Annotated in this window: 20 protein-coding genes; 14 read left to right on the forward strand and 6 right to left on the reverse strand. The window is 45.2% G+C overall.

Annotation, left to right across the window (positions count from 1 at the left end; translation table 11 throughout):
• Positions 1 to 42: 42 nt before the first annotated feature.
• From ilvD to F893_RS00385, 5 genes are all read left to right on the forward strand, one after another.
• Positions 43 to 1,728, forward strand: coding sequence for a dihydroxy-acid dehydratase (gene ilvD, locus F893_RS00365; RefSeq protein ID WP_004647688.1), 1,686 nt, complete (start codon positions 43 to 45; stop codon positions 1,726 to 1,728).
• Positions 1,729 to 1,905: 177 nt separating this feature from the next.
• Complete coding sequence (locus tag F893_RS00370; protein WP_005249506.1) at positions 1,906 to 3,201, forward strand: RNA-guided endonuclease InsQ/TnpB family protein; 1,296 nt, start codon at positions 1,906 to 1,908, stop codon at positions 3,199 to 3,201.
• Between the two features lie 178 nt (positions 3,202 to 3,379).
• A complete protein-coding gene (locus F893_RS00375; RefSeq protein ID WP_026055738.1) occupies positions 3,380 to 4,702 on the forward strand; it encodes a hypothetical protein in 1,323 nt (440 codons plus the stop codon).
• Positions 4,683 to 4,970: a chorismate mutase gene (locus tag F893_RS00380; protein WP_004647685.1), complete on the forward strand. Its 288-nt coding sequence runs from the start codon at positions 4,683 to 4,685 to the stop codon at positions 4,968 to 4,970. The genes F893_RS00375 and F893_RS00380 overlap by 20 nt, the downstream gene beginning before the upstream one ends.
• 308 nt (positions 4,971 to 5,278) lie before the next feature.
• A complete protein-coding gene (locus F893_RS00385) occupies positions 5,279 to 5,458 on the forward strand; it encodes a hypothetical protein (RefSeq protein ID WP_004280844.1) in 180 nt (59 codons plus the stop codon).
• 266 nt (positions 5,459 to 5,724) lie between these two features.
• Here F893_RS00385 and F893_RS00390 read toward each other — a convergent pair whose 3' ends face one another.
• From F893_RS00390 to F893_RS00400, 3 genes are all read right to left on the reverse strand, one after another.
• Positions 5,725 to 7,020 carry a solute carrier family 23 protein gene (locus F893_RS00390; RefSeq protein WP_034435662.1) on the reverse strand — a complete coding sequence of 432 codons (1,296 nt, stop codon included), beginning with the start codon at positions 7,018 to 7,020 and terminating at the stop codon, positions 5,725 to 5,727.
• Between the two features lie 306 nt (positions 7,021 to 7,326).
• Positions 7,327 to 10,011, reverse strand: coding sequence for a phosphoenolpyruvate carboxylase (gene ppc, locus F893_RS00395; protein ID WP_005249509.1), 2,685 nt, complete (start codon positions 10,009 to 10,011; stop codon positions 7,327 to 7,329).
• A gap of 149 nt (positions 10,012 to 10,160) precedes the next feature.
• Positions 10,161 to 10,784 carry a TetR/AcrR family transcriptional regulator gene (locus F893_RS00400; protein ID WP_005268199.1) on the reverse strand — a complete coding sequence of 208 codons (624 nt, stop codon included), beginning with the start codon at positions 10,782 to 10,784 and terminating at the stop codon, positions 10,161 to 10,163.
• A 147-nt stretch (positions 10,785 to 10,931) separates the two neighbouring features.
• On the opposite strand from F893_RS00400, the gene F893_RS00405 reads away from it, so the two are divergent.
• The 9 genes from F893_RS00405 to F893_RS00445 all read left to right on the forward strand — a co-directional run bounded on the left by F893_RS00405 (position 10,932) and on the right by F893_RS00445 (position 20,209).
• Positions 10,932 to 12,035 (forward strand): efflux RND transporter periplasmic adaptor subunit, encoded by a 1,104-nt coding sequence (locus F893_RS00405; protein WP_005249511.1) that lies wholly within the window; start codon positions 10,932 to 10,934, stop codon positions 12,033 to 12,035.
• Positions 12,036 to 12,037: 2 nt separating this feature from the next.
• Complete coding sequence (locus tag F893_RS00410; RefSeq protein WP_005249513.1) at positions 12,038 to 15,163, forward strand: efflux RND transporter permease subunit; 3,126 nt, start codon at positions 12,038 to 12,040, stop codon at positions 15,161 to 15,163.
• A 142-nt stretch (positions 15,164 to 15,305) separates the two neighbouring features.
• Complete coding sequence (locus F893_RS00415) at positions 15,306 to 15,683, forward strand: hypothetical protein (protein WP_005249514.1); 378 nt, start codon at positions 15,306 to 15,308, stop codon at positions 15,681 to 15,683.
• A gap of 104 nt (positions 15,684 to 15,787) precedes the next feature.
• Positions 15,788 to 16,906 (forward strand): molecular chaperone DnaJ, encoded by a 1,119-nt coding sequence (gene dnaJ / locus F893_RS00420; protein ID WP_004280855.1) that lies wholly within the window; start codon positions 15,788 to 15,790, stop codon positions 16,904 to 16,906.
• A 607-nt stretch (positions 16,907 to 17,513) separates the two neighbouring features.
• The gene (locus tag F893_RS00425) at positions 17,514 to 17,729 is read left to right on the forward strand and encodes a cold-shock protein (RefSeq protein ID WP_004280856.1); all 216 of its coding nucleotides are present in this window, start codon (positions 17,514 to 17,516) and stop codon (positions 17,727 to 17,729) included.
• A gap of 111 nt (positions 17,730 to 17,840) precedes the next feature.
• Entirely contained in the window at positions 17,841 to 18,068 is a 228-nt protein-coding gene (locus tag F893_RS00430; protein ID WP_004647679.1) for a hypothetical protein, read from the forward strand.
• A gap of 70 nt (positions 18,069 to 18,138) precedes the next feature.
• Positions 18,139 to 18,336, forward strand: a complete 198-nt coding sequence (locus tag F893_RS00435) for a hypothetical protein (protein ID WP_004728908.1) — start codon at positions 18,139 to 18,141, stop codon at positions 18,334 to 18,336.
• 350 nt (positions 18,337 to 18,686) lie between these two features.
• Complete coding sequence (gene dapB, locus F893_RS00440; RefSeq protein ID WP_005249515.1) at positions 18,687 to 19,508, forward strand: 4-hydroxy-tetrahydrodipicolinate reductase; 822 nt, start codon at positions 18,687 to 18,689, stop codon at positions 19,506 to 19,508.
• A 56-nt stretch (positions 19,509 to 19,564) separates the two neighbouring features.
• Entirely contained in the window at positions 19,565 to 20,209 is a 645-nt protein-coding gene (locus F893_RS00445; protein WP_005249516.1) for an START domain-containing protein, read from the forward strand.
• A gap of 5 nt (positions 20,210 to 20,214) precedes the next feature.
• On the opposite strand, the gene F893_RS00450 is transcribed toward F893_RS00445, so the two are convergent.
• From F893_RS00450 to F893_RS00460, 3 genes are all read right to left on the reverse strand, one after another.
• Positions 20,215 to 21,282: an RNA-guided endonuclease InsQ/TnpB family protein gene (locus F893_RS00450; protein ID WP_004728901.1), complete on the reverse strand. Its 1,068-nt coding sequence runs from the start codon at positions 21,280 to 21,282 to the stop codon at positions 20,215 to 20,217.
• 515 nt (positions 21,283 to 21,797) lie between these two features.
• On the reverse strand, positions 21,798 to 22,826 hold the full coding sequence (ahr, locus tag F893_RS00455) for an NADPH-dependent aldehyde reductase Ahr (protein WP_005249517.1): 1,029 nt from the start codon (positions 22,824 to 22,826) through the stop codon (positions 21,798 to 21,800).
• 4 nt (positions 22,827 to 22,830) lie between these two features.
• A complete protein-coding gene (locus tag F893_RS00460; RefSeq protein WP_005249518.1) occupies positions 22,831 to 23,412 on the reverse strand; it encodes a DNA-3-methyladenine glycosylase I in 582 nt (193 codons plus the stop codon).
• Between the last annotated feature and the right edge of the window lie 3 nt (positions 23,413 to 23,415).

Genomic DNA, 23,415 nt, shown 5'->3' on the forward strand with positions numbered 1-23,415 from the left:
AAGACCGACACTTAAAATCGGTCATCGCCCAGGAAGAGAATAATGAGTAAAGATAATATCCGCGAGCATTCTGCCCCTGTTTATGAAGGTATTGAAAATGCACCGGCGCGTTCCATGATGCGTGCTACCGGTTTTAAAGATGCCGATTTTGAACGGCCATTTATTGGCATCGCTTCGACCTGGGCCAATGTCACGCCTTGTAATATGCATATTGATGGTCTGGCCAGAACCGTAGAGCAGGGCGTGAGTGCGGCGGGTGGCAAGGGCATTATCTTTAATACCATTACCATTTCAGATGGCATTTCCAATGGCACCGACGGCATGAAATATTCCCTGCTGTCACGGGAAGTGATCGCAGATTCGATTGAAACCGTGGTCGGCTGTCAGGCTTATGATGGTGTGATTGCCATTGGTGGCTGTGACAAAAATATGCCCGGCTGCATCATGGGATTGGCGCGCCTCAACCGTCCGGGGCTGTTTATTTATGGCGGAACCATCAAACCGGGTGAAGGTCATACCGACATGATTTCAGTGTTTGAAGCGGTGGGTCAATATGCCAAAGGTGAAATCAACGCGATTCAGGTCAAGCATATTGAAGAGGTTTCCTTGCCAGGTCCGGGTTCGTGTGGCGGTATGTACACGGCCAACTCGATGGCCTCTGCGATTGAAGCTTTAGGCATGAGCCTGCCGGGCTCTTCGGCACAGGAAGCGGTATCGGAAGACAAGCAAATTGACTGTGCCCGGGCCGGTGAAGCGGTGATGAACCTGTTGCGACTGGATATTAAGCCGCGCGACATCATGACCAAAGCCGCCTTTGAAAACTCGATTAAAGTCTTGATTGCGCTGGGTGGTTCGACCAATGGTGTACTGCATCTTTTAGCCATGGCACATACAGCAGGAGTGGAATTGAGTCTGGATGATTTCGTGCGGATTGGTAAAGATATTCCGGTGGTGGCCGACGTGCGTCCATCAGGTAAATATCTGATGTCAGAACTGATTGCGATTGGTGGAATTCAACCACTGATGAAGCGCATGCTGGATGCCGGCATGCTGGATGGCTCATGTCTGACGGTCACAGGTAAGACGCTGGCAGAAAATCTGGCCGATGTGCAGGACTATCCGGAAGGCCAGCAGATTATTCTGCCTTTTGATGCGCCAGTGAAAAAAGACTCACATCTGGTGATTCTAAAAGGCAATCTGTCACCGAAGGGCGCGGTCGCCAAAATTACCGGTAAGGAAGGACTGCATTTTGCTGGCCCGGCTCGCGTGTTTGAAGGTGAGCAGGGTGCCATGCGCGGTATTCTGGATGGCGAAGTCCAGCCGGGTGAAGTGGTGGTGATTCGTGGCGTTGGTCCCAAAGGTGGCCCGGGAATGCCAGAAATGCTGAAACCGACCTCTGCGATTATCGGGAAGGGCTTAGGCGCTTCAGTTGCCCTGATTACCGATGGACGCTTCTCGGGTGGCAGTCACGGTTTTGTGATTGGTCATGTCACCCCCGAAGCTTATGATGGCGGCCCGATTGGTCTGGTACAAAATGGCGACCAGATTTCAATTAATGCGGAAACCCGGGAAATGACCTGGCATGTGGATGAGCCGGAGATTGCAGCACGTCAAGCAGCCTGGATCAAACCAAAACCGAACTATACCCATGGAGCACTGGCCAAATTCGCCAAACTGACCTCAGGTGCAGAAACCGGGGCGGTCACTGACTTGAATCTTGACCTCTAATCCATTGTTAAACATTGAACATTTGTTTATCTTAATCGGGCGTAAGACCCTCACCGACAGTCAGGTGGGGGATACAAGCGAGTGGCGATAGCCATATTAAAGATAATGTTTTCTTGGTTTTATTGCTTATTTTTGCTATAATTCAAACACTACAATTCTTTTATAAACAATGATTTAATGAAGATTTTACAACACTACAAGTTTAGGCTTCTGCCTAACCAAGAACAGGAAATATTGCTTAATCAAGCAATAGGTTCTGCTCGTTTTGTGTGGAATCAAATTCTCGCTAAATCATTTGAAATGTTTGCTAAAGATGAATATATTCGTTACGAAAGCATTGAAAAAAAATTAGTACCCCTTAAAAAAACACCTGAATTTTCTTTTCTTGGTCAAACATATTCAGCTTGCTTACAGCAAAAAATACGTGATCTTGCTCAAGCATGGGGTAAGTTTTACAACAAAAAAGAACAAGCTCGTTTAAAGCAAAACAAGCGGAAACCACGTAAACCCAATTTTTTTAAATTGGCTGATGGTGGTGAGATTGAGCTTAGACCACTCATGCCAAGATTCAAGAAGAAATTAGATGGTGAGCAATCTTTTAGACTTCCATTTGCAGATTGTGAGGTTATTGGTGATCGAGTTTCTTTGCCTAAAAAAACAGGTTGGATAAGATTTAAAAAATCACAAGAAATTGTTGGTAAAATCACAAGTATTACAATTAAGAAAATTTGTGGGCTTTGGTATGTTTCATTTTTTACTAACCGTGAAATCGAACAACCAATTCATCCATCAGAATCAGCCGTTGGCATTGATTTAGGTGTTAAAAAGTTAATTACAACGTCTAGTGGTCAAGTATTCGACCCAATCAATAGTTTTAAAGCCAATCAAGTAAAGTTGGCTAGGCTTCAACGCAAGTTGAGAAAGAAAACCGAATTTAGTCAAAATTGGAAAAAACTTAATTTAAGGATCAATAAATTACATCATCATATTGCCAATATTCGGCATGACTACTTGCACAAAGTCACGACAACTCTCAGCAAAAACCACGCAATGATCGTAGTTGAGGACTTAAAAGTAGCCAATATGTCGAAGTCAGCCAAAGGCTCAATCGAAGAAAAAGGAAAGAATGTTAAAGCTAAATCAGGCTTAAACAAATCAATCCTAGATCAAGGTTGGTCAATGCTTGTCAATATGTTGGAGTATAAGCAACAATGGCGAGGTGGTTTACTCGTTAAGATTGACCCTAGATATACAAGTCAGACTTGTAGTTCATGCGGTCATGTTGCAAAAGAAAATAGACCTACTCAGGCTAAGTTTGAGTGTGTTAGTTGTGGTTTTAGCGAGAATGCAGATATTAACGCTTCTCGTAACATTTTAGCGGTGGGACATACCGTTTTGTCTGTCGAGGGAAGATGCGGTAAAGATCGCCCTGTGAAGCAGAAAGCAAGTGAAATCCGTGAGGAAGTCACCTAAGAGCTTTTGCTTTTAGAATCCCCCACTTGAGCTAGTCGAAAGTGGCGGGAGTATGTCAAGACTTGATATAAGTTTTTACACCATGCAGGGCTTTGGCTCTGCGATCTTAAAAATAGATTATTCTGTACAGATTCAATTTTTTGAACTGCACACCGTCATCTTTGTCGAGGCCGAACTCATGTCCCTGTTACGCCGTTGGTTTGATCCAATCCGATCGAGTTGGTTTTACCAGAAACCAATCCGTCAAACGGTGTTATCTATTCAAGATGGGCTGAGTATCCATTTAAGACTGGATGATGTGTACAGCTATCTGGCGGTACAGCAGCTGCCCCAGCTCGAAGAAATTTTAAGTCCGCAGCTCAAGCCGCTGAAAGTAATTATTTCCAGTTCGCATGCAGCCCCCCCAAATCAGATGTCTTTTGATGAATGGCAGCACTACACCCTAAATGATGCCAAGATTCTGTCAAAACAGCATCGTTTCAGTTTTCATGATACGCCGGAATTACCGAGCGCTGAGGCCTTAAAACAGGCTGAACTGATTTTGCGGCATACACCTCTGCGTGGACAAGATTTCCTGTATTTGCTGGAAGATGTTTTCCATATGCTCTGGCAAAAACAGACCGGAAAATTACGAACCCTTTATGCCATGGCCAGTCGTCATCATCAGCCACAGGACTTTCCCGAACGTATTTTTGATCAGACCCCGATTCTGGCCAGCTATTTTAATTTAGGCGGTCGCCAGTATCAGGCAGTCGATGACCTGTTGCGTCTGACCCGGCGTCTGGAGCAGCAAAAACTGCTGACCGGTAATCCGATTTTTATGATCGATCACATTGAATGGCGTGAGCATCTGATCAGTGATGCTGAAGAGCTGAACGAGATCCAGTCGATGGATCCGGAACTGGACTTGTATCTCGCGCTGGAAGATCCGATTTCCTGGCTGCTCCTAGCTTACATCAAGGAAGAACTGGCGGATTATTATAATATCCAGCTGAATGTTTATCCCTTGTCCTATCGTGGCCGGGATGAGTTTGACTGGAGTCTGGCCACACGTTTATCCAAACGGACTGACGTAGAATTTACCCCGTTCTGCCGACCGACCGAGCAGGCGATCGCGCCAATGGCACAGTTATTTTATAGCTGTCCCGAGGAGCAGCGGATTGAGGCGATGTACCAGATCTTGCAGGCCGTCTGGACCCGTGGTGAAGACCTGTCTTATGCACCCCATTTCAAGCATTTGCAGCAACAGTTAAATATTGTAGATCTGACCCAGGACGATATTCTGGCCAAGCTGCAGGACAATGATATGCTGTGTGAAATGAAGTCGCAGCCGAATTTTCCGGTACTGGAACTGCGCATAGATGATCAAAGTTATACATTTAATAGCTTATATCGGGTCTGGATGATTGAAAGTATTTTCAGTAATGTGTTAGAAGAAAAGTATAAGAGTAATAATCAAACTGAAAGTGAACTGAAAAAACATGGAAAAGATCAAAGCTGAATCACTAGAACATGCACGTCAACAGATCGATGCCATTGATACAGCTTTAGTTGAGCTGATCGCTGCGCGTCAATTTTATGTTGATCAAACCACCCGTTTCAAAAAAACTGAAACCGATTTGCAGTCACCAGAACGTATGGAACAGATTGTAGAAAATGTTAGGGCATTGGCGCAAAAGCAGGGCCTCGATCAGGAGTTTATTGAACATCTATACCGTGAAATGTTCCAATACTTTATTCAACGTGAACTGAAAGAGTTTCGTCCTTAAACGGGCTCATTTCAGTTCAACTACGCCGGACGATCTTCAAGCTATGCAGGAGATCTTGCTGTAGCCATGGCGATTTTTAAGCACAACATCGCCTTTTTGCAAAAATAATTTATCCATAAAAAGCCCATTCAGCCAAGTGCCTAAAGCCTTGCCTGGACGGGCTTTGCACGGTTTTATAGAAATTGTAGTAAAAAAAAGAAATTGATTTTATTAAATATTTTTACAATGTAAGTTTGATTTAATTTAAAAAGTATATATATTGTATATACATCTTTTGCAAAGCAGTCTTTATTTTGGAGAGATAAGCAATGAGCGAGCAAATCAAAAAAATAAAGACAGGCAAGAAAGATGGACAACTTTTAATTCGTATTCAGAGTACGGAGCGTGATGAATTTATTCGTCTCTGCGAAGAACTGGATACTAGTGCTGCTCGTGAATTAAGAAAATTTATTCGTGGTTTTGTGAAACAACACAAGCCTAACGAATAGCCTTACTAGGGAGTAATACCATGGCTAAGCAAGTTAAATCTTTAAAGCAAGAAATCAAAGCACGTTTGAAAAAGATTTCAAAACATAAAGGCAAATTGAAGCAACTGAAGCAAGCGCTTAAAAAACAGAAATAAGCCAACGCGAATCAATTGCCAGTCACTTAAAACAGTTCATTCTAGACAGACTGTTTTAGGCTACAAAAAAGACCGAACATATATGTTCGGTCTTTTTGCTTGCAACAGGCTGTGCCCAGGCATCGCTGAATTTTATTTTTTATCGACCAGACTGAAGAACCAGTTTAAGAACAGGGCTGCAAACGTTGCCGTACCAATACCACCCAGATTGAAGCTACCAAAAGTCAGGGCAAAATCACCCGTACCTAAAATAATTGTCACCGCAGCCACCATCAGGTTCTTGTTCTGCGAAAAATCGACCTTGTTCTCAATCCAGATTTTGGCACCAGCAATAGTAATCAAACCAAAGACTATAATCGAAGCACCGGTCAGAATCGCTGTCGGAATCGTATGAATCACCGCACCAAACTTAGGCGATAAACCCAGGAACACAGCAAAGACACCCGCGACGGCAAAGATGATAGTCGAGTAGACCCGTGTTACGGCCATCACGCCAATGTTTTCACCATAGGTGGTCATACCCGGCGCACCCACACCACCCGCTAAAGTCGTGGCAATACCATCTGCAACAAAGGCTTTACCAATATGCGGATCCAGGTTTTCACCGGTCATCGCACCTACGGCTTTAATATGGCCCAGATTTTCAGCCACCAGAATCAAGGCAATCGGCGCAATGATCAGCATGGCATTGACTTCAAAGGTCGGTGCATGGAAGGTCGGTAAACCGAACCAGGCTGCTTGCTGAATGGGAAGGAAGTTGATTGCAGTGCCATAACCCATGACATTGCTGAGCATGAAATAGATCAGATAGGCCAGTAACAGACCGACCAATAATAGCAGGCGTTGCAGCAGGCCTTTGGTAAAGACGGCAATCGAGCCCATGCACATCACGGTAACGAGAGACATCCACATATTAAAGGTGTTGCCCATGACGCTTTTAACCGTGACTGGAGCAAGGTTCAGGCCAATGATCATCACCACGGCACCGGTCACTACCGGTGGCATCAGCTTTTCGATCCAGCGGGTGCCCGTCGCCATGACCAGAAAGCCCATCAGCGCATAGAAGATGCCACATGCGATAATCCCGCCTGCTGCAACGCCAATATTCGGATTCAGTCCGCCACCACCCGCATAACCAGTTGCTGCGATGACCACGCCAATAAAGGCAAAGCTTGAACCTAGATAACTTGGAACCCGGCCACCGGTGATTAAAAAGAACAGGATGGTACAGATCCCTGACATTAAAATTGCCAGGTTTGGATCAAAGCCCATTAAAAAAGGTGCCAGTACGGTTGCGCCAAACATGGCAAAGGCATGCTGTACACCCAAAACTACCGTTTGTGCGGGTGGCAAATACTCTGCGGTACCTACTGGTCGTGCATCGATACTGCCCTCATACGGGCGCCATTTGGGAAACCAACTGGACATAAAATGAGCACTCAAAAGATAAATTGTGCACATCATACTCCGGTTTTTTGGAAGTTTTAATCACTCCTTTCAACTTTTTGTTCAAGTTAATTCATTGACTTTTATTTATTTTTTATCAATTGGTAAATATTTTTAATATAAAAGTAGCGTTAAATCAGTGGATTAATCATATAGCTATGCTTAAAATTCACTCATAAAGATTTGTTATTTTAGTTATAAAAAATACGATGCAGTGAGTGGTTTTGGCCAATTCATGTACAAAAAAAGCACATCACCAGGATGTGCTTTGAATGCGAGGGCGAAAAATCAGCCGGTATTACGTAAACCGGCTGCAATGCCGGCAATGCTGACCATTAAGGCATGATCGACCGGGGTATTTTCAGCCTGCTGCTGTTCCAGATATAAACGGCGACGTTTCATCAGTTCAGCTTGCAGTAAGTGCAGTGGTAACAAATAGGGTTTACGTACTTTCATCGACTGATCCAGTACACCGTTACTGCTCAGGAGTTTCGATTCGCCTTTTAAGCTCAACAGGGTTTGTACAGCATCCTGCAAACGCTGACGCAGTTCTGTTCCCAGAACTTTAAGATCTTCATCCTGAGTCAAATGCGATTCATAATATAGCGCCACATTGGCATCGGCTTTGGACAGTACCATTTCCAGCATATCAATCAGGGTCTGAAAATACGGCCACTCTGCCAGCATCTCATCCAGTACCGTGCGTTGTCCCTGATCCAGTACCGCATTTAATGCAGCACCGGTACCGAGCCAGGCCGGTAACATCAGGCGAATCTGGGTCCAGGCAAAGACCCAGGGAATCGCTCGCAGTGATTCAATCCCACCACTGACTTTACGTTTCGCCGGCCGTGAACCCAGTGGCAGCATTTGCAGTTCAAGTTCTGGCGTGACGGTACGCAGGTATTTCACAAAATGCGGATTTTCCCGGACGGTCTGGCGATAGACCTGCACCGATAGCTCGGTCATTTGATGCATCAAGTCGCGCCATTCCTGTTTGGGTTCAGGTGGCGGGAGTAAGGTCGCTTCCAGTGTTGCAGCGGTATAAATTTCCAGATTCTGCAGGGCGATTTCTTCCAGACCGAATTTGAAACGGATCATTTCGCCCTGTTCAGTCACCCGGATCGCACCTGAAATCGACCCTGGCGGTTGAGAGAAGAGTGCCTGCTGGGTTGGCGCACCGCCACGGCTAATTGAACCGCCACGACCATGGAACAGGGTCAATTGCACGCCATGTTGTTGGGCAACTGCGGTCAGTTCTTCCTGGGCACGATATTGGGCCCAGTTGGCCGACATAAAACCAGCATCCTTGGCAGAATCCGAATAGCCAATCATGACCTCATGTTTGCCCTGAATATGCTGTTTGTACCAGTGCATATTGAACAGGGTCGACATGGTTGCGGCTGCGCTATCCAGATCTTTTAAGGTTTCAAACAGGGGAACCACCCGTAGCGCCTGCTTGATGCCGGCTTCTTTCTGTAGCAATAAAACCGCCAGCACATCACTTGGATATTCCGCCATCGAGATGATATAAGCACCCAGAGATTCGCTCGGTTGCTCGGCTAGCGTACGCATGGTGGCAAACACTTCCTGTACATCCGGATGTTCAATCAGGCTGCCTGCTGGCTCATTCAGATGTTTTGGCAGCAACGGACGTTTGCTTTGCAGCTCTTGCAGTAAAAAGTTTTGCCGTGCCTGTTCAGTCCAGGTTTCAAAATTCCCCAGTCCTAAATATTCGGTAATCGCAGAAATCGCCTGACGGTGACGACCCGATTCCTGACGGATATCCAGTTTTAGCAGTTCGATCCCAAAACTGTTGACCCGGTAAATAAAGTCCAGCAGGCTGCCATTGGCAATTTCGGCCAGATTGCAGTCCATCAGCGAACGGTAGCAGGTCAGGAGTGGCTGTAAAAGTTCGTCTTTACTTTTAATCACCAGACTGTCATCGGCATCATTGCCTTTTAATTTTTCTGCCAGCCAGTGCCGTGTGGCTTTCAGGCGGGTACGGGTGTCACGTAAATATTCACGGTAGGGTTCAGGATGGGGCTGGCCCAAGGCTTCGGAAATTTCCGGGCTACATTGCTGGATAGACAGTTCCCAGCGCAGGTTTTCAATATCGCGTACATAAAGGTCGGCTGCTTTCCAGCGCGACAGCCACAGCACTTCCTGGGTGACGGTATGGGTCACATTCGGGTTGCCGTCGCGGTCACCACCCATCCATGAGGCAAAACGTACGGGTGCGACATCTAAGGGCAGGTTCTGGCCACATTGCGCTTGCACCATGCCATTTAGTTCACGGATAAATTTCGGTACTGCATTCCATAAGGTTTGCTCAATGGTGGTAAAACCCCATTTGGCTTCATCGATCGGAGTCGGGCGATGCTGACGGATTTCATCGGTTTGCCAGGCGGAGCTGATCAGCTGTTTCAGATCGGCCAGAACTGCCTGACGTTCACGTGGAGTCAGTTTCTGCTGGTCAAATTTGGACAGGGCATTATTGATACCGTCATATTTTTGAATCAGGGTACGGCGGCTGACTTCTGTGGGATGCGCGGTCAGAACCAGTTCAATTTTCAGTTCACAGATTTGCTGATACAGCGTATCGGCAGAAATCTCCTGCTGTTTAAATTTTTCAAATAAAGGCACCAGAGGATTGGGCGATTCTGCAGTGTCATCAAACTCGCTCTGACGGCGACGACGTACCACATGATATTGTTCGGCAATATTGGCAAAGTTTAAAAAGTGGGTAAAGGCGCGGGTCAGCGGCAGGATTTCTGCATCTTCTAGACTCAAAAATAGTTGTTCCAGTTGTTTTTCTGCTTCGACCTGTCCATCGCGAGCGCCTTTGGATAGGGCACGGATCTGCTCGATCTGATTAAACAAATCCTGCCCGGCATGTAATTTTAAGGTTTCCCCAAGCAAATTACCCAGTAAGCGTACGTCTTCGCGTAGTGGTGCATCAATCTGTTGAATCATTTTTTATTCCCTCACATGCATGCTTTGACTATACCGCGACTGCATGACAATCCAAGTCCCTTAGATACAAAAGTTGCAGAGCATTGGCTGCTTTTTTAGCAAATTTTAGGCCACATATGGTTATCGGTGCTCGATCCTAAGAGAAGGCTTTAGTCAGGCAGAGCATATTTCAGCATAAACAGTTCAATGGCCTCGCTAATGATCTGTTGCTGTTCTGCGCTTGAAGGGGGAGGGCTGAGACCCAGCAGGATTTTCTGATGACGGGTTCCGGTCAGCAGGGACACGATCAGCTCGGTCTGTTTTTCTGGAAGATCGACCTGAATAAAGCTGTACTGTTGGGCCAGAGCAAAGAAATCATTCCAGACTGCATCCAGTTTGCTATGCGAGGCCTCATAAAACTGTTCTGCCAGAGGACTTTGCTGCGAGGCCAGTTCCATCAGTAACAGGTCCAGCTTGATCGCTTCTGGTAAATTAATAATATTTAAAGCGCGCTGACAGGCCTGATAAAACTCCTGCGCAAAGTCACTGCTCGGCTGCAAGAGCTGAGGATGTTCATGCAGAATGGCTTCACAGGTATCCTCAATCGCACAGCTAAACAGGGTCGCCTTGTCCTGAAAATGGTTATACACCGTCAGCTTGGTCACACCTGCCTCACGTGCAATCTGGTTCATGCTGGAGGCATGATAGCCATGCGCTAAAAACAGCGCTTTGGCCACGCTGAGGATGCGCTGACGCTTTTCCAGATCCTTGGGTCGTCCTACAGGTATTTGCACAATTTCTTCCAAAAAAGTCAATACGGTCATTGCTTTGAAGCTTGAGTTTTAATTAGTGTACCGGATGGTATATTAATTAAAAAACAAGCAATTCAATATATCAGCATAGTTTGCCCTAAAAAAGACGATCAGATAAGAGCGAATAAGATGAGCAGGATTTACAGCGTATTGGCTGGCATGGTGGTGCTTTGCAGCGTGACTTTAAGCGGGTGCAGCAAAGATACTGCTGCAGCACAACAGGAAGTTCCCTTTGTCATGGTGGCGACACCCACCACTTCACAGCATGAATTAAAAAGTTATGCCGGTGATGTGCAGGCACGCCAGCAAACGGCGCTGGCATTTCGGGTCGCTGGGCAGGTGACCCAGCGCTTCGCTGATGTGGGTGACCAGGTCAAAGCCGGGCAAGTCCTGGCAACTCTGGATGTCAAAGATGCCCAGCTGCAGCTGAATGCAGCACGTGCCCAGCTGGAAAGCGCGCAGTCTGCTACTAAGATTGCTCAGGATGAATTACAACGTTTCAAGCAGTTATTGCCATCCAATGCCGTGAGCCGCTCACAATATGACGCGATCGAAAACCAGTACAAGACCGCCCTATCAAATCTGAAACAGGCACAATCCAACTACGATACCGCTAAAAACCAGACTGCTTATAACCAGCTGATTGCCACCAGAAACGGCGTGATCACTGCACGCAATATAGAAACAGGACAGGTGGTGGCTGCCGGGCAGGCGGCGTATGAACTGGCGATTGCCGGTGAGCGTGAAGTGGTAATTGGCGTACCGGAACAGGCTATTTCGGAGATCAAGGTTGGACAGGCAGCTACAGTGACATTATGGTCCAAACCTGAAGAAAAATTTGCCGCTTTTGTTCGCGAGATTTCACCGGCAGCAGACCAGTCGCGTACCTTCAGGGTTAAAGTTTCCTTACGTGAAGGCAATGGCCAGATCCAGCTGGGACAAAGTGCCCGGGTATTTTTTCAGCACAGCCGCGATAATATGCTCAGTGTGCCGCTATCTAGTGTCTCGGCAACGGATCAGCAGGCTTATGTCATGGTGGTCCAGCCGGATCATACCTTACGTAAAGTCCCGGTCCAGCTCGGTGCCTATGGCCGGGACAGTGTTCCTGTATTCAGTGGCCTGAAGCCGGAAGACTATGTGGTGATTGGCGGCGTACATCTGCTGCGTAACCAGCAAAAAATCAATCCGATTGATCGTGAAAACCGTCGTGTGACCATTCAGGCAGGGAGTTAAGCATGAACTTTAACCTGTCGGAATGGGCGTTAAAAAATAAAGGTCTGGTGCTGTATTTCATGATCCTGCTGGGTCTGATCGGCATCGTCTCTTATTCCAAACTGTCACAAAGTGAAGATCCGCCTTTTACCTTTAAAGTCATGGTGATCCAGACTTACTGGCCGGGTGCCAGTGCCAAAGAAGTATCCCTACAGGTCACTGACCGGATTGAAAAGGAACTGATGACCACGGGACAGTATGACCGCATCATGGCCTATTCGCGTCCGGGTGAATCCATGGTGACTTTTGTTGCCAAGGATTCCCTGGCTTCGAAAGATGTCGCTGATGTCTGGTATAACGTGCGCAAGAAGGTGGGCGATATCCGGCATGAATTGCCACAAGGGGTACAAGGGCCGTTCTTTAATGATGAATTTGGCGACACCTTTGGCAATATTTATGTGCTCAAGGGTAAAGATTTTGACTATGCGACCCTCAAGGAATACGCCGACCGCTTACAGCTGCAACTGCAACGGGTCAAAGATGTTGCCAAAGTTGAGCTGATTGGCCTACAAGACCAGAAAATCTGGATTGAGATTTCCAATACCAAGGCCATTCAGCTGGGCGTTCCAGTCATGGCGATTCAGCAAGCCCTGCAGCAGCAAAATGCCACCACCCAGTCCGGTTTTTTTGAAACCGGTTCAGACCGGATTCAGGTGCGGGTCAGTGGTGCATTAAACAGTGTTGAAGAATTAAGACAGATGCCGCTGCTGGTCAATGGCAAAACTATTCAGCTGGGAGATGTCGCAGAAGTCTATCGAGGCTTTAGTGATCCGGCACAGCCCCGGATGCGCTTTATGGGCGAAAACGGCATTGGTATTGCTGTATCGATGCGCAAGGGTGGGGACATCATTGCCTTGGGTAAAAATCTGGAACAGGAATTCGCCCGCCTGCAAAAAGCTCTGCCACTCGGCATGGAGCTGCAAAAAGTCTCCGATCAGCCGGTGGCAGTTAAACGCAGTATTAACGAATTTATGAAAGTGCTGGCAGAAGCGGTGATTATCGTATTGCTGGTCAGTTTTTTCTCGCTCGGTTTCCGGACCGGTCTGGTGGTGGCTTTCTCGATTCCGCTGGTGCTGGCCATGACCTTTGCCGGTATGCAGCTGTTTGATGTCGGACTGCATAAAATTTCCTTGGGGGCGCTGATTCTGGCCCTCGGTCTGCTAGTCGATGATGCCATTATCGCGATTGAAATGATGGCGATTAAAATGGAGCAGGGTTATAGCCGTTTACAGGCGGCCGGGCATGCCTGGCGCACCACGGCTTTTCCTATGCTGACCGGGACCCTGATTACCGCTGCCGGTTTTCTGCCGATCGCCACTGCAGCTTCGAGTACCGGGGAATATACCCGTTCCATTTTCCAGGTGGTGACCATTGCATTGCTGGTGTCCTGGATTGCCGCGGTACTGTTTGTGCCATATTTAGGCGATAAACTTCTGCCGGATTTCAACAAGGATTTAATTCAGAAAGCGCCGTGGTATCAGCGTCTCTGGGCACGTCTACGCAAACAGCCAGAACCTCAGCCGATTGTGCATCATGCCGGTGAACATTATGACCCTTATCAAACCCGGTTTTATCAGAGCTTTCGTCGTTGGGTCAATGCCTGTGTGACCTATCGTAAAACTGTCATTGCTGCCACGGTCGGAATTTTTATCCTGTCTATTTTAATGTTTAAACTGGTGCCGCAGCAGTTTTTTCCGCCCTCGAACCGGGCTGAAATTCTGGTGGATCTCAAACTTGAAGAAGGTGCATCACTGAAAGCCACTGAAGCTGCAGTAAAAAAAGTCGAAGCCTTTTTATCAAAACAAGAGGGGATTGATAACTATGTGGCCTATGTCGGGATGGGATCGCCGCGTTTCTATTTACCGCTCGATCAGCAGTTGCCGCAAACCAGTTTTGCCCAGTTTGTGGTATTGGCTTCATCGCTGGAAGACCGTAATGAAATCCGCAAATCCTTAAGTGACCAGATTCGAAAGTTATTGCCAGAAGTCCGTACCCGGGTGTCCTTGCTAGAAAATGGCCCGCCTGTGGGCTATCCACTACAGTTCCGGGTATCGGGTGAAGACCTAGAATTAGTCCGTGAATGGGCGCAGAAAGTTGCAGCCACCGTGGGAGAAAATCCAAATACCACCAATGTACATCTGGATTGGGGCGAGCCGAGCAAAGTCATCAAATTGCAGATTGATCAGGATCGTGCCCGTCAGTTGGGGGTGAGCAGCAGTGAACTGGCCAATGTACTCAACAGCTCGATTTTGGGGGCCGGCATTGATCAGTATCGTGAAAAACGTGAACTGATCGAGATCCGTTTGCGTGGTGCTCAGGCTGAACGCGTTGATGTCGCTTCTTTAAGCAGTCTGGCGATACCGACGTCACGTGGTCCCTCGGTACCTTTGGCGCAGCTGGCCAAAATAGAATACAGCTTTGAGGAAGGTCTGATCTGGCATCGTAACCGCTTGCCGACCATTACTGTGCGTGCCGATATTCGTAGTAAGTTGCAGCCCGCTACTGTGGTCAATGAACTCAAAGAGCCACTGGAAAAAATCCGGGCAGAGCTGCCGAATGGCTATCTGCTGCAAGTGGGGGGTACTGTTGAAGAATCTGCTCGCGGGCAGAACTCGGTGAATGCCGGCATGCCTTTATTCCTCGCAGTCGTCATGACTTTATTGATGATTCAGCTCAAGAGCATCTCAAGGGCCTTTATTGTGTTCCTGACTGCACCTTTGGGCATTATCGGAGTGGTGTTATTCCTGTTAATTTTCAATAAACCTTTCGGTTTTGTTGCGATGCTCGGAACGATTGCATTATCGGGAATGATTATGCGCAATTCGCTCATTCTGATTGACCAGATCGAGCAGGATATTCAGGCCGGAGAGTCGCAGTGGGATGCCATCATCAATGCCACGGTACGCCGTTGTCGTCCGATTGTATTAACCGCACTGGCTGCTGTACTGGCTATGATTCCTTTGTCGCGGAGTATTTTTTTCGGGCCGATGGCAGTGGCAATTATGGGGGGGTTGATTGTGGCAACATTATTAACCCTGTTTTTCCTGCCTGCACTATATGCACAGTGGTTTAAAGTGAAAAAAGTTTAAATTCTGTTTAAATTTGTCATAATTTCAGGTGCGAAATTCGGAAATTTTCAATATAGTAGCACCTGAGATTTTTATAATTTAAAAAAATAAGTAATTGCTGCATTGGCCGAGCTGCCAATACGGTAACGAGGTTGAACCGAACATGACTCAAGATACATTAACCAAGATGCGACGTTCCGTAGCGATGGCTTATGTCTTCATGTTTTTGGCCTTATTTACCCTGTTTAGTGGACTATTGGCCTACTGGTTCGCACGTAAAGTCGCTCAAGTTGATTATGCCGAGGTCTGGTTACAGGCACAGGCGCTGTGGATCATGCGCAATATCGTGATTTATACCATTTTGGCGATCTTCGCTGCGCTGTGGTTTATTCCCCTGTTTTTCTTTGCCTGGGACAGCCAGTTATGGGTCAAAGCCTGTGTGGTGACCGGAGTGATTTTCAGCTTTATTGCTTTTATTTTCCTGATCAATGCCTGGTTTAAAGGCATCCATAAATTCTCTCAAAACAAAGCTGTGTTCTAAAGCGTATAATTTTTTTCATATTTCCCCTTGTAAAACTCGGTTTGACCCCAATTTCAGACCTCAGTTGAATATTAAATAAAATTCCGTGAGGAGCATCGCCAGACATGGCTAAACGTGATTATTATGAGGTTTTGGGCGTCGCTAAAACCGCTAGTGATGATGAAATCAAAAAAGCCTACCGTAAGTTGGCGATGAAATATCATCCAGACCGTAACCCGGATAATGCTGAAGCTGAAGAGAAATTCAAAGAAGCAGCAGAGGCCTATGAAGTGCTCTCTGATGGTGAAAAGCGCAGCATGTACGACCGTATGGGCCACCAGGCCTTTGAGGGTGGTATGGGCGGCGGTGGCGGCTTCGGCGGTGGTTTCAGCGCAGAAGACATTTTCAACCAGTTCGGTGATATTTTCGGTGGTGCTTTTGGTGGCGGCGGTGGTCGTGGCCAGCAACGTGCACGCCGTGGTTCGGACTTACGCTATGTGATGGAACTGACTCTGGAAGAAGCGGTCAAAGGCGTCAAGAAAACCATTACCTTTACTGCACCGGCACCGTGTGATGCCTGTGATGGTAAAGGTTCAAAAAATCCAAACGATGTGGAAACCTGCCGTACCTGTCATGGTGCGGGTCAAGTGCGTATGCAGCAAGGTTTCTTCTCGGTACAGCAAACCTGTAGTACCTGTCGCGGTCAGGGCAAGATCATCAAGAACCCATGTAATAAATGTCATGGTTCAGGGGTGTCAGATCGTCAGCAAACCTTGGAAGTCACTATTCCTGCGGGCGTGGACAATGGCGACCGCGTACGCTTGACCGGTAAGGGTGAAGCAATCCGTGATGGTCAGTCAGGTGACTTGTACGTAGAAGTGGTGGTGCGTGAGCACGAAATCTTCCAGCGTGATGGCGCTGATCTGTATATGGATGTGCCGGTATCGATTGCTGATGCAGCCTTAGGTAAGGAAGTTCAGATTCCTACGCTGGATGGTCGTGTTAGCTTGAAAATTCCTGAAGGTACGCAAACGGGTAAATTGTTCCGCTTACGTGGTAAGGGTGTTAAACCGGTACGTACCAGCATGCAAGGTGACTTGCTGTGCCGTATTGTGGTGGAAACTCCAGTGAATTTAAGTGCACGTCAACGTGAACTGTTAAAAGAACTGCAAGAAACCATGGATGGGGAAGACAGCAAGTCCTCACCAAAGAAAAAATCATTCTTTGATCGCTTGTTTGATTAATTGAGTGAAAGTAAAAGAGGACGCTGAGGCGTCCTTTTTTATTATGTAGATAAGATACTCTAGATTAGAAGATGCTATTTATTAGTTGATAGGTATCGCTTAAAAACAGAAACCGCCTAAAAAGCGGTTTCTATTTTTATATTTCATTATCTAAATAGAAAGTATGAGTCCAAATTTGGAGGGTGATAGATATTTTGTAAGTGAGAAAAAAGCATCATTCCCGAAATTAAAAAGGCCAATATTGTTATTACAGAGCTATATAATCGCATTCATTACTTATCAAATTTACCAGTACAGCAGATTACTCTTATTTTGTTATCATGACAATGAAAGCTTAATCTTATTGAAATCACTATAAATTTTTAAAATTTCATTTTTTAATAAATAAAATAAATATATATATAAGAAAACTTGATTAATTAAATTTTTCGTGTATAGTTAACTTAACTAGAAAAAAGTCTTGTTTCGGTAAATCTTCTTTAAGTATCGCAGTTTTAGTCATAATCCTTCGTTTTTTTCAGATTTTAAGTCTCATTCTTTATTATTTCAAAGTTATATTCAGTCAATAAATTGACTAAAAATTATTAAAAAATTAGTAGGATATATTATGTCAAACTCAAATGTTGTTAAAGGTACTGTAAAGTGGTTCAACGAAACTAAAGGTTTTGGTTTTATTCAACAAGAATCAGGTCCAGATGTTTTTGCTCATTTCAGCGAAATCGCCAGTTCAGGTTTTAAAACCTTAATGGAAGGCCAACTGGTTGAATTCAGTGTAGCTCAAGGTCAAAAAGGACCGAATGCTGTAAATATTGTTGCTATCTAAGTAAGAATAAACAGTAAAAAAAAGCACTTAATAAGTGCTTTTTTTATCGTTCAAATTTAATTTTAAGTTATTTTCCAAATTGGAAAAATCTTTAGAAAAACAGGATTCAAGTTGTTAAAAATAAATGATTTAATTGCAAAATCTAAAAATGGTACTGAAATTATTGTTTCGTTAATTCCTCTCAATAAAATGCAAAATACACGTCAGGGTTTAAAAAGAATTGAAGTGGGTAAAAGAGTTCTTCTTTCCTCTGGAGTTGAGGTAGATTTAAACTTAGATGGCCGTACATTCTATACTTCTCTAAATCAATTATTTAAGCTAAATCATAAAGTTATTTAAAGATAAAATTAACAAACATCAAATTTTTAGTGGATATTTTGCCACTTTAACTATTATTAAAGGTATAGATATGCTTAAACAAAGTATCAGTGTAAAGGATCAGTTTGGGGCTCAACAGGCTATTCAAGCAACAGTCGATCATCATTTTTCTAAAACACAATCTCATTCCAATATAAAACATATCACTGTAGATGGTGAAGATATTCGTCCCAGTTTTGAAATGTGCTTTCAAAGTACCTTAAGTGGAAAAATTTTCAAAATCGTATAGATCATTCCTAAGTGACTTAGGTTCATCGCTTCAGTGAGAGATAAGCTGAGCTGAATTGAAAGACAATAAAAACTCTAGACGATCCTAATCTGCCCCCGAAGCTTGAATGTTCTTCATCTGATTTGAAAGCTGCTTTTTGAAGAGGGTTAGGTTCATGCGTGCTATTGATCCATATCCGACGACCTGGATGAGATCTAGCCCATAATTCCAAAGACCGGATTGAAACTCTTATCAATATCAGTGATTTCGATCTTTGAGTATTTTCATTGATTTTTATGCAATGCATCTTAGTGTTATTCCGCAGTTTTGCTATAGTAAGAGCAATTTTGGATCAACATCAGGACTATGTTATGTCAGCTACACCACGCATTGGGATCTTGGGTGCAGGCGGTCGTATGGGGCGTATCCTTATTCAGGCTGTGCATGAAGCAGGTTATCAATTGGCGGCTGCGGTAGAACGCCCTGAAAGTACACTATTAGGCGCAGATGCTGGCGAACTTGCCGGAATTGGCGCAACAGGTGTTAAGGTCGTGGGTAGCCTTACCGATGTAGTCAAAGACTGTGATGTCGTGATTGATTTCACTGCGCCAACAGCGACCGTCAATCATCTGAAAATTTGCCGTGAAGCCGGTGTCGCCATCGTGATTGGTACGACGGGTATGAATGATGAGCAAAAAGCCTATCTCGATCAATCTGCGACGGAAACTCCTGTAGTTTATGCAGCGAATTATTCAGTGGGTGTGAACGTTTCGATCAAACTGCTTGAACTGGCCTCTAAAGTATTTGGCGATACGGTTGATATCGAAGTGATTGAAGCACATCACCGTCACAAAGTAGATGCGCCATCGGGTACAGCTTTAATGTGGGGTGAGGCGATTGCGGAAACTTTGGGTCGTGACCTGAAAGAAGATGCAGTGTATTGCCGTGAAGGTCATACCGGGCCGCGTGAGCGTAAGAGCATTGGCTTCCAGACCATTCGCGGTGGCGATATTGTCGGTGAACATACTGCAATGTTTATTGCCGATGGGGAACGTGTGGAAATTACTCATAAAGCGACTAACCGCATGAACTTTGCGAGCGGTGCAGTACGTGCTGCTGCCTGGGTGGTGGGCCGTGAAGCGCGTAAATATGATATGAAAGACGTGCTTGGTTTTAACGATATTCAGGTTTAAAACCAAGTCAAAATCATTTATAAAAAAGTATAAAACTAAAATAAGACGAATAAAAAATGCAAAAAATGATTTTCCTGCTCTGTGCAGTGGCGCTTGGTGCCATTGCACAGGCAAAGCCTGTCGGGACGCCTAAACTCAGTATTCATAAAAATAATATCAAGGTCTGGACTTACCAGAATGAACAAAACCCGGTCTTTCTCTATAAAGCTGAAACCACCTATACTGCGCCCGTTGAAAATGCCGTGTCCCTGATTCTGAATGTCGAGCATGCCGTGCAATGGGTTCCCTATATGGGTAGCATCAAGGTCCTGTCCCGCGATGATAAAAAAGGTGACTTTACCCTGTATATGGTGCTGGATTTTCCATTTCCCTTAAGAGACCGTGACCTGATTGTACAGGGCAAGATGATCAAGGAAACCAATGGTCAGATCACCATCAAGAATAAAGCCATCCAGAGTGGCTATCCTTTAAACCCGGATTATGTGCGTTTAACTGATTATCAGGGCGACTGGACTTTTCAGAAACTGGCTAATAATAAGGTCAAGGTTTCAACCTATGGTTATGCCAATCCGGAAGGTTCCATTCCTTTGACCTTCGTAAATATGTTTGTGCAACAGCAGCCTTATCAGATGCTGCAGAAAATGAAGACCGAGCTGGCCAAGCCTTCACCTATTGCGGTCTTGCCTGAAGCCCTGCATTGACATCCTCACATCCCTAAAACGGAGGTGATTCCTACTGCTAGACGCTTATGCCCAAGCGCAAGTATGTTCTTAGCAGAATTTAAATCACGTTGATTTAAACTACCGCATTCACATTCCCATACTCTTATTCGCAAATCTGCTCTACCTTTCGGACTGCTTGCGGTGATCTCACCACAGCACGAACAGATTTGGGTTGTGAACCTCTCACTCACTTCTTCAAACAATACCCCTGCGTTCTCGCATTTATACTTGAGCATTGTTTTAAGTGCTGAAAACCCTGTATCTAAAACCGATTTTGCCATTTTGGTTTTTACAAGTTTCTTGGCACTCAGATCACCAACAATAATCAATGCATTTTCTTTCACAAGCATGGTGCTTGCTTTGTGCAAATGGTCTTTTCGACAATTCGCAATCTTGGCGTGAAATGCACGTACACGTTTTTTATTTTTTGCTCTTTGAGCAATCCCTAATTTCTGCTCGTATTTTTGATAGAACTTGGGATTTGAAATGACCGTACCATCTGAACAGGTAGCAATGTCTTTTAGACCAAGATCAATACCAATCGCTTGAGTTACAGTTGGTTTGTCTTGCTTGGGTGAATCGACAACAAGGCACACGTACCAGCGCCCACGACTATCCTCAACGAATGAGCCTGTTCTAACGCTGTATTTACTTATACCGTAGCTATCCCACAGTTTGAATTGATACTTGCCATATTGCACATATCCATCAGCATATTTAATCGCTACTTTTTTAAATGGTATCCAACCAAGTGAACGTCTTGCCGACTTCTTATTACTTACACGCCATTTCAGCTTTGCTTTCTTGTGCTGTCTTCTTTTATTAACATATTCTTCTGTTATCCCTTGTACTGTTTGACTATGCAAACCACACAGTTTTGAAGTTCCTTTTGTGTATTTAGTCATATCAAATGCTGAGAAAAAGTCACCTGTTCTTGTAAGGTGTTTGAAACTTAAATCATTCACATAATTCCAGACAAAGTTCACCTCGGATGCTAACTGATTTAGCACCTTGCAATGTTTGTCTTTTATGCGTAATTTAAGTGTTTTCATAGGCTTATATTAGCTCATGTTAAATTAAAATTATTGATTCTTAAAAATTAAACGACATTTCATGTCGTGTCTCTTATATCTCTGACCTGAAAGACAGCATTTTACGCTCCATTTGATAAAAAAGACCCAATTGCTGTAATGCTGATCAGTTAAGGAATTTAGAAATAGTTTCTTTAACTTTTCAGTCGTTCACGAGAAATTTTTAACTTTTTAAATCAAATATTTGCAATATCATTTGTTATTTTGGTTTCGCTCAAATGATAAGCGGAGCTTCGCCAGGAAGGCATCTTGCAGAGCAATAGTCCTCCCCACAAAACTCGTCAGCCAGCATCCATTAGTAAATTTGTCGCAGAAACAATCATTTTTTAATGTAGTCCTGCCTCGAACAGTTGCGGATGACTTTCCCACCTATTAAATATAATCCTGAATTTAAAAAAGAAAATGCCAGTCAATTTCTTAACTGACTGGCATTACCCAATTGCTGGGTCTTTTTAACGGCTAAAAATAGGCAGGATTTAAGCTGTAAGATCCGCTTTAAGTACAATCCGGTAACGAGCTTTGCCAGAATGCAGATGTTCAATCGCCTGATTCAGTTGTGACATCGGGAAAACTTCAATTTGTGGGGCAATATTTTTACGTGCAGCAAATTGGAGTAACTGACGTAATGCCGCCGGTGAACCTGTCGGTGAACCGGTGACTGATTTAGCTCCGCCAATCAGCATGCCAGCCGGAATCTGCATCGGCTCAAGTGGTAAACCTAGCATATGCACAGTGCCATTCGGCGCCAAAGTTGCCAGATAAGCCTGCCAGTTCAAGGTAACATTGACAGTACTCAGTAATAAATCAAACTTGCCACGCTGGGCTTTTAATGCAGCGACATCACGACTGTTCACCACATGGTCAGCGCCCATGGCTTTCAGCTCATCGGTTTTATCCAGATTTGAAGTGAAAGCGGTAATCTCGCAGCCCCAAGCTTTGAGCAATTTAATCGCGATATGACCTAAACCACCAATCCCGATCACGCCAACATGATGAATAGCTTGAATCTGATGTTTCAGGATTGGATCAAATACGGTAATCCCGCCACAGAGCAGGGGGCCGGTACTTTCAGGATCAAGATCTTCAGGTAGAGGAATGACCCATTGCCAGCCGGCACGCACTTTGTCGGCAAAACCACCGGCATGTCCGACAATGGTAGCCACCTGACCGCCAGTACACAGTACCTGCTGGCCCGAAATACAAGGATCGCAATATTGGCAGCTTTCCGCTGTCCAGCCGATACCCACCCGTTGCCCAACTTTCAGGCCTTTGGCTTCTACACCCAGATGGGTGATGGTGCCAATAATTTCGTGTCCAGCCACGACTGGATAGACGGATGAACCCCAGTCATTATTGATCACTGAAATATCGGAATGACAGAGGCCGCAGTATTCTACTTTCACTTCGACCTGACGCGGCTGCAGTTCTCCGGCATCAAACTGATATGGTTCGAGTTCCGCACCTGCGGACATGGCTGCATAAGCTTGAATAATATTATTCGACATGATTTCAGCTCTTATGTAAATGCGGGGATATTGTTTTAAATTCACAATGATTTTCATGGTCATCGACCATACCAACAGCCTGCATAAAGGCATAGCAAATGGTGGGCCCGACAAATTTAAAACCGGCCTGTTTAAGGGCTTTAGACATCTGCTGGCTCTCAATGGTCTGTGCGGGTGCTTGCCGATAATCCACAACATCATTATTCAGTCGCGGTTGCTGGGCAAAAGACCAGAGCCATTCCACAAGATTGATCCCTTGCTGTTGCAGTTTCAGCCAGGCTTGGGCATTTTCCCGAATGGCATTCAGCTTGCCACGATGCCGTATCAGGCTAGCATCTTCAAGTTTTAGTTGAAGTTGTTGATCTGTAAGTGAGGCGATAGATTGAATAGAATATTGAAAAAAATGTTCACGATACGCTTCACGCTTTCTGAGGACAGTAATCCAGGCTAAACCGGCCTGCTGACCTTCAAGGCACAGCATTTCAAACAGCCGTGCTTCATCATACTGTGTCTGTCCCCATTCTTGATCATGATAGGTGATATATAGCGGATCATTGGAGCACCAGCCACAGCGTTGCACAGTCATGCG

The organism is Acinetobacter sp. CIP 102136 (assembly GCF_000369685.1).
Classification (GTDB): domain Bacteria; phylum Pseudomonadota; class Gammaproteobacteria; order Pseudomonadales; family Moraxellaceae; genus Acinetobacter; species Acinetobacter fasciculus.

What these genes read in the sequence shown, in the direction of transcription:
- dnaJ (WP_004280855.1), top strand. Translation starts at nt 15,788, where the DNA reads ATGGCTAAACGTGATTATTATGAGGTTTTGGGCGTCGCTAAAACCGCT.
- F893_RS00385 (WP_004280844.1), top strand. Translation starts at nt 5,279, where the DNA reads ATGAGCGAGCAAATCAAAAAAATAAAGACAGGCAAGAAAGATGGACAA.
- F893_RS00375 (WP_026055738.1), top strand. Translation starts at nt 3,380, where the DNA reads ATGTCCCTGTTACGCCGTTGGTTTGATCCAATCCGATCGAGTTGGTTT.
- F893_RS00380 (WP_004647685.1), top strand. Translation starts at nt 4,683, where the DNA reads ATGGAAAAGATCAAAGCTGAATCACTAGAACATGCACGTCAACAGATC.
- F893_RS00460 (WP_005249518.1), bottom strand. Translation starts at nt 23,412, where the DNA reads ATGACTGTGCAACGCTGTGGCTGGTGCTCCAATGATCCGCTATATATC.
- ahr (WP_005249517.1), bottom strand. Translation starts at nt 22,826, where the DNA reads ATGTCGAATAATATTATTCAAGCTTATGCAGCCATGTCCGCAGGTGCG.
- F893_RS00410 (WP_005249513.1), top strand. Translation starts at nt 12,038, where the DNA reads ATGAACTTTAACCTGTCGGAATGGGCGTTAAAAAATAAAGGTCTGGTG.
- ilvD (WP_004647688.1), top strand. Translation starts at nt 43, where the DNA reads ATGAGTAAAGATAATATCCGCGAGCATTCTGCCCCTGTTTATGAAGGT.
- F893_RS00405 (WP_005249511.1), top strand. Translation starts at nt 10,932, where the DNA reads ATGAGCAGGATTTACAGCGTATTGGCTGGCATGGTGGTGCTTTGCAGC.
- F893_RS00450 (WP_004728901.1), bottom strand. Translation starts at nt 21,282, where the DNA reads ATGAAAACACTTAAATTACGCATAAAAGACAAACATTGCAAGGTGCTA.
- F893_RS00370 (WP_005249506.1), top strand. Translation starts at nt 1,906, where the DNA reads ATGAAGATTTTACAACACTACAAGTTTAGGCTTCTGCCTAACCAAGAA.
- F893_RS00390 (WP_034435662.1), bottom strand. Translation starts at nt 7,020, where the DNA reads ATGTCCAGTTGGTTTCCCAAATGGCGCCCGTATGAGGGCAGTATCGAT.
- dapB (WP_005249515.1), top strand. Translation starts at nt 18,687, where the DNA reads ATGTCAGCTACACCACGCATTGGGATCTTGGGTGCAGGCGGTCGTATG.
- F893_RS00445 (WP_005249516.1), top strand. Translation starts at nt 19,565, where the DNA reads ATGCAAAAAATGATTTTCCTGCTCTGTGCAGTGGCGCTTGGTGCCATT.
- F893_RS00425 (WP_004280856.1), top strand. Translation starts at nt 17,514, where the DNA reads ATGTCAAACTCAAATGTTGTTAAAGGTACTGTAAAGTGGTTCAACGAA.
- F893_RS00435 (WP_004728908.1), top strand. Translation starts at nt 18,139, where the DNA reads ATGCTTAAACAAAGTATCAGTGTAAAGGATCAGTTTGGGGCTCAACAG.
- ppc (WP_005249509.1), bottom strand. Translation starts at nt 10,011, where the DNA reads ATGATTCAACAGATTGATGCACCACTACGCGAAGACGTACGCTTACTG.
- F893_RS00415 (WP_005249514.1), top strand. Translation starts at nt 15,306, where the DNA reads ATGACTCAAGATACATTAACCAAGATGCGACGTTCCGTAGCGATGGCT.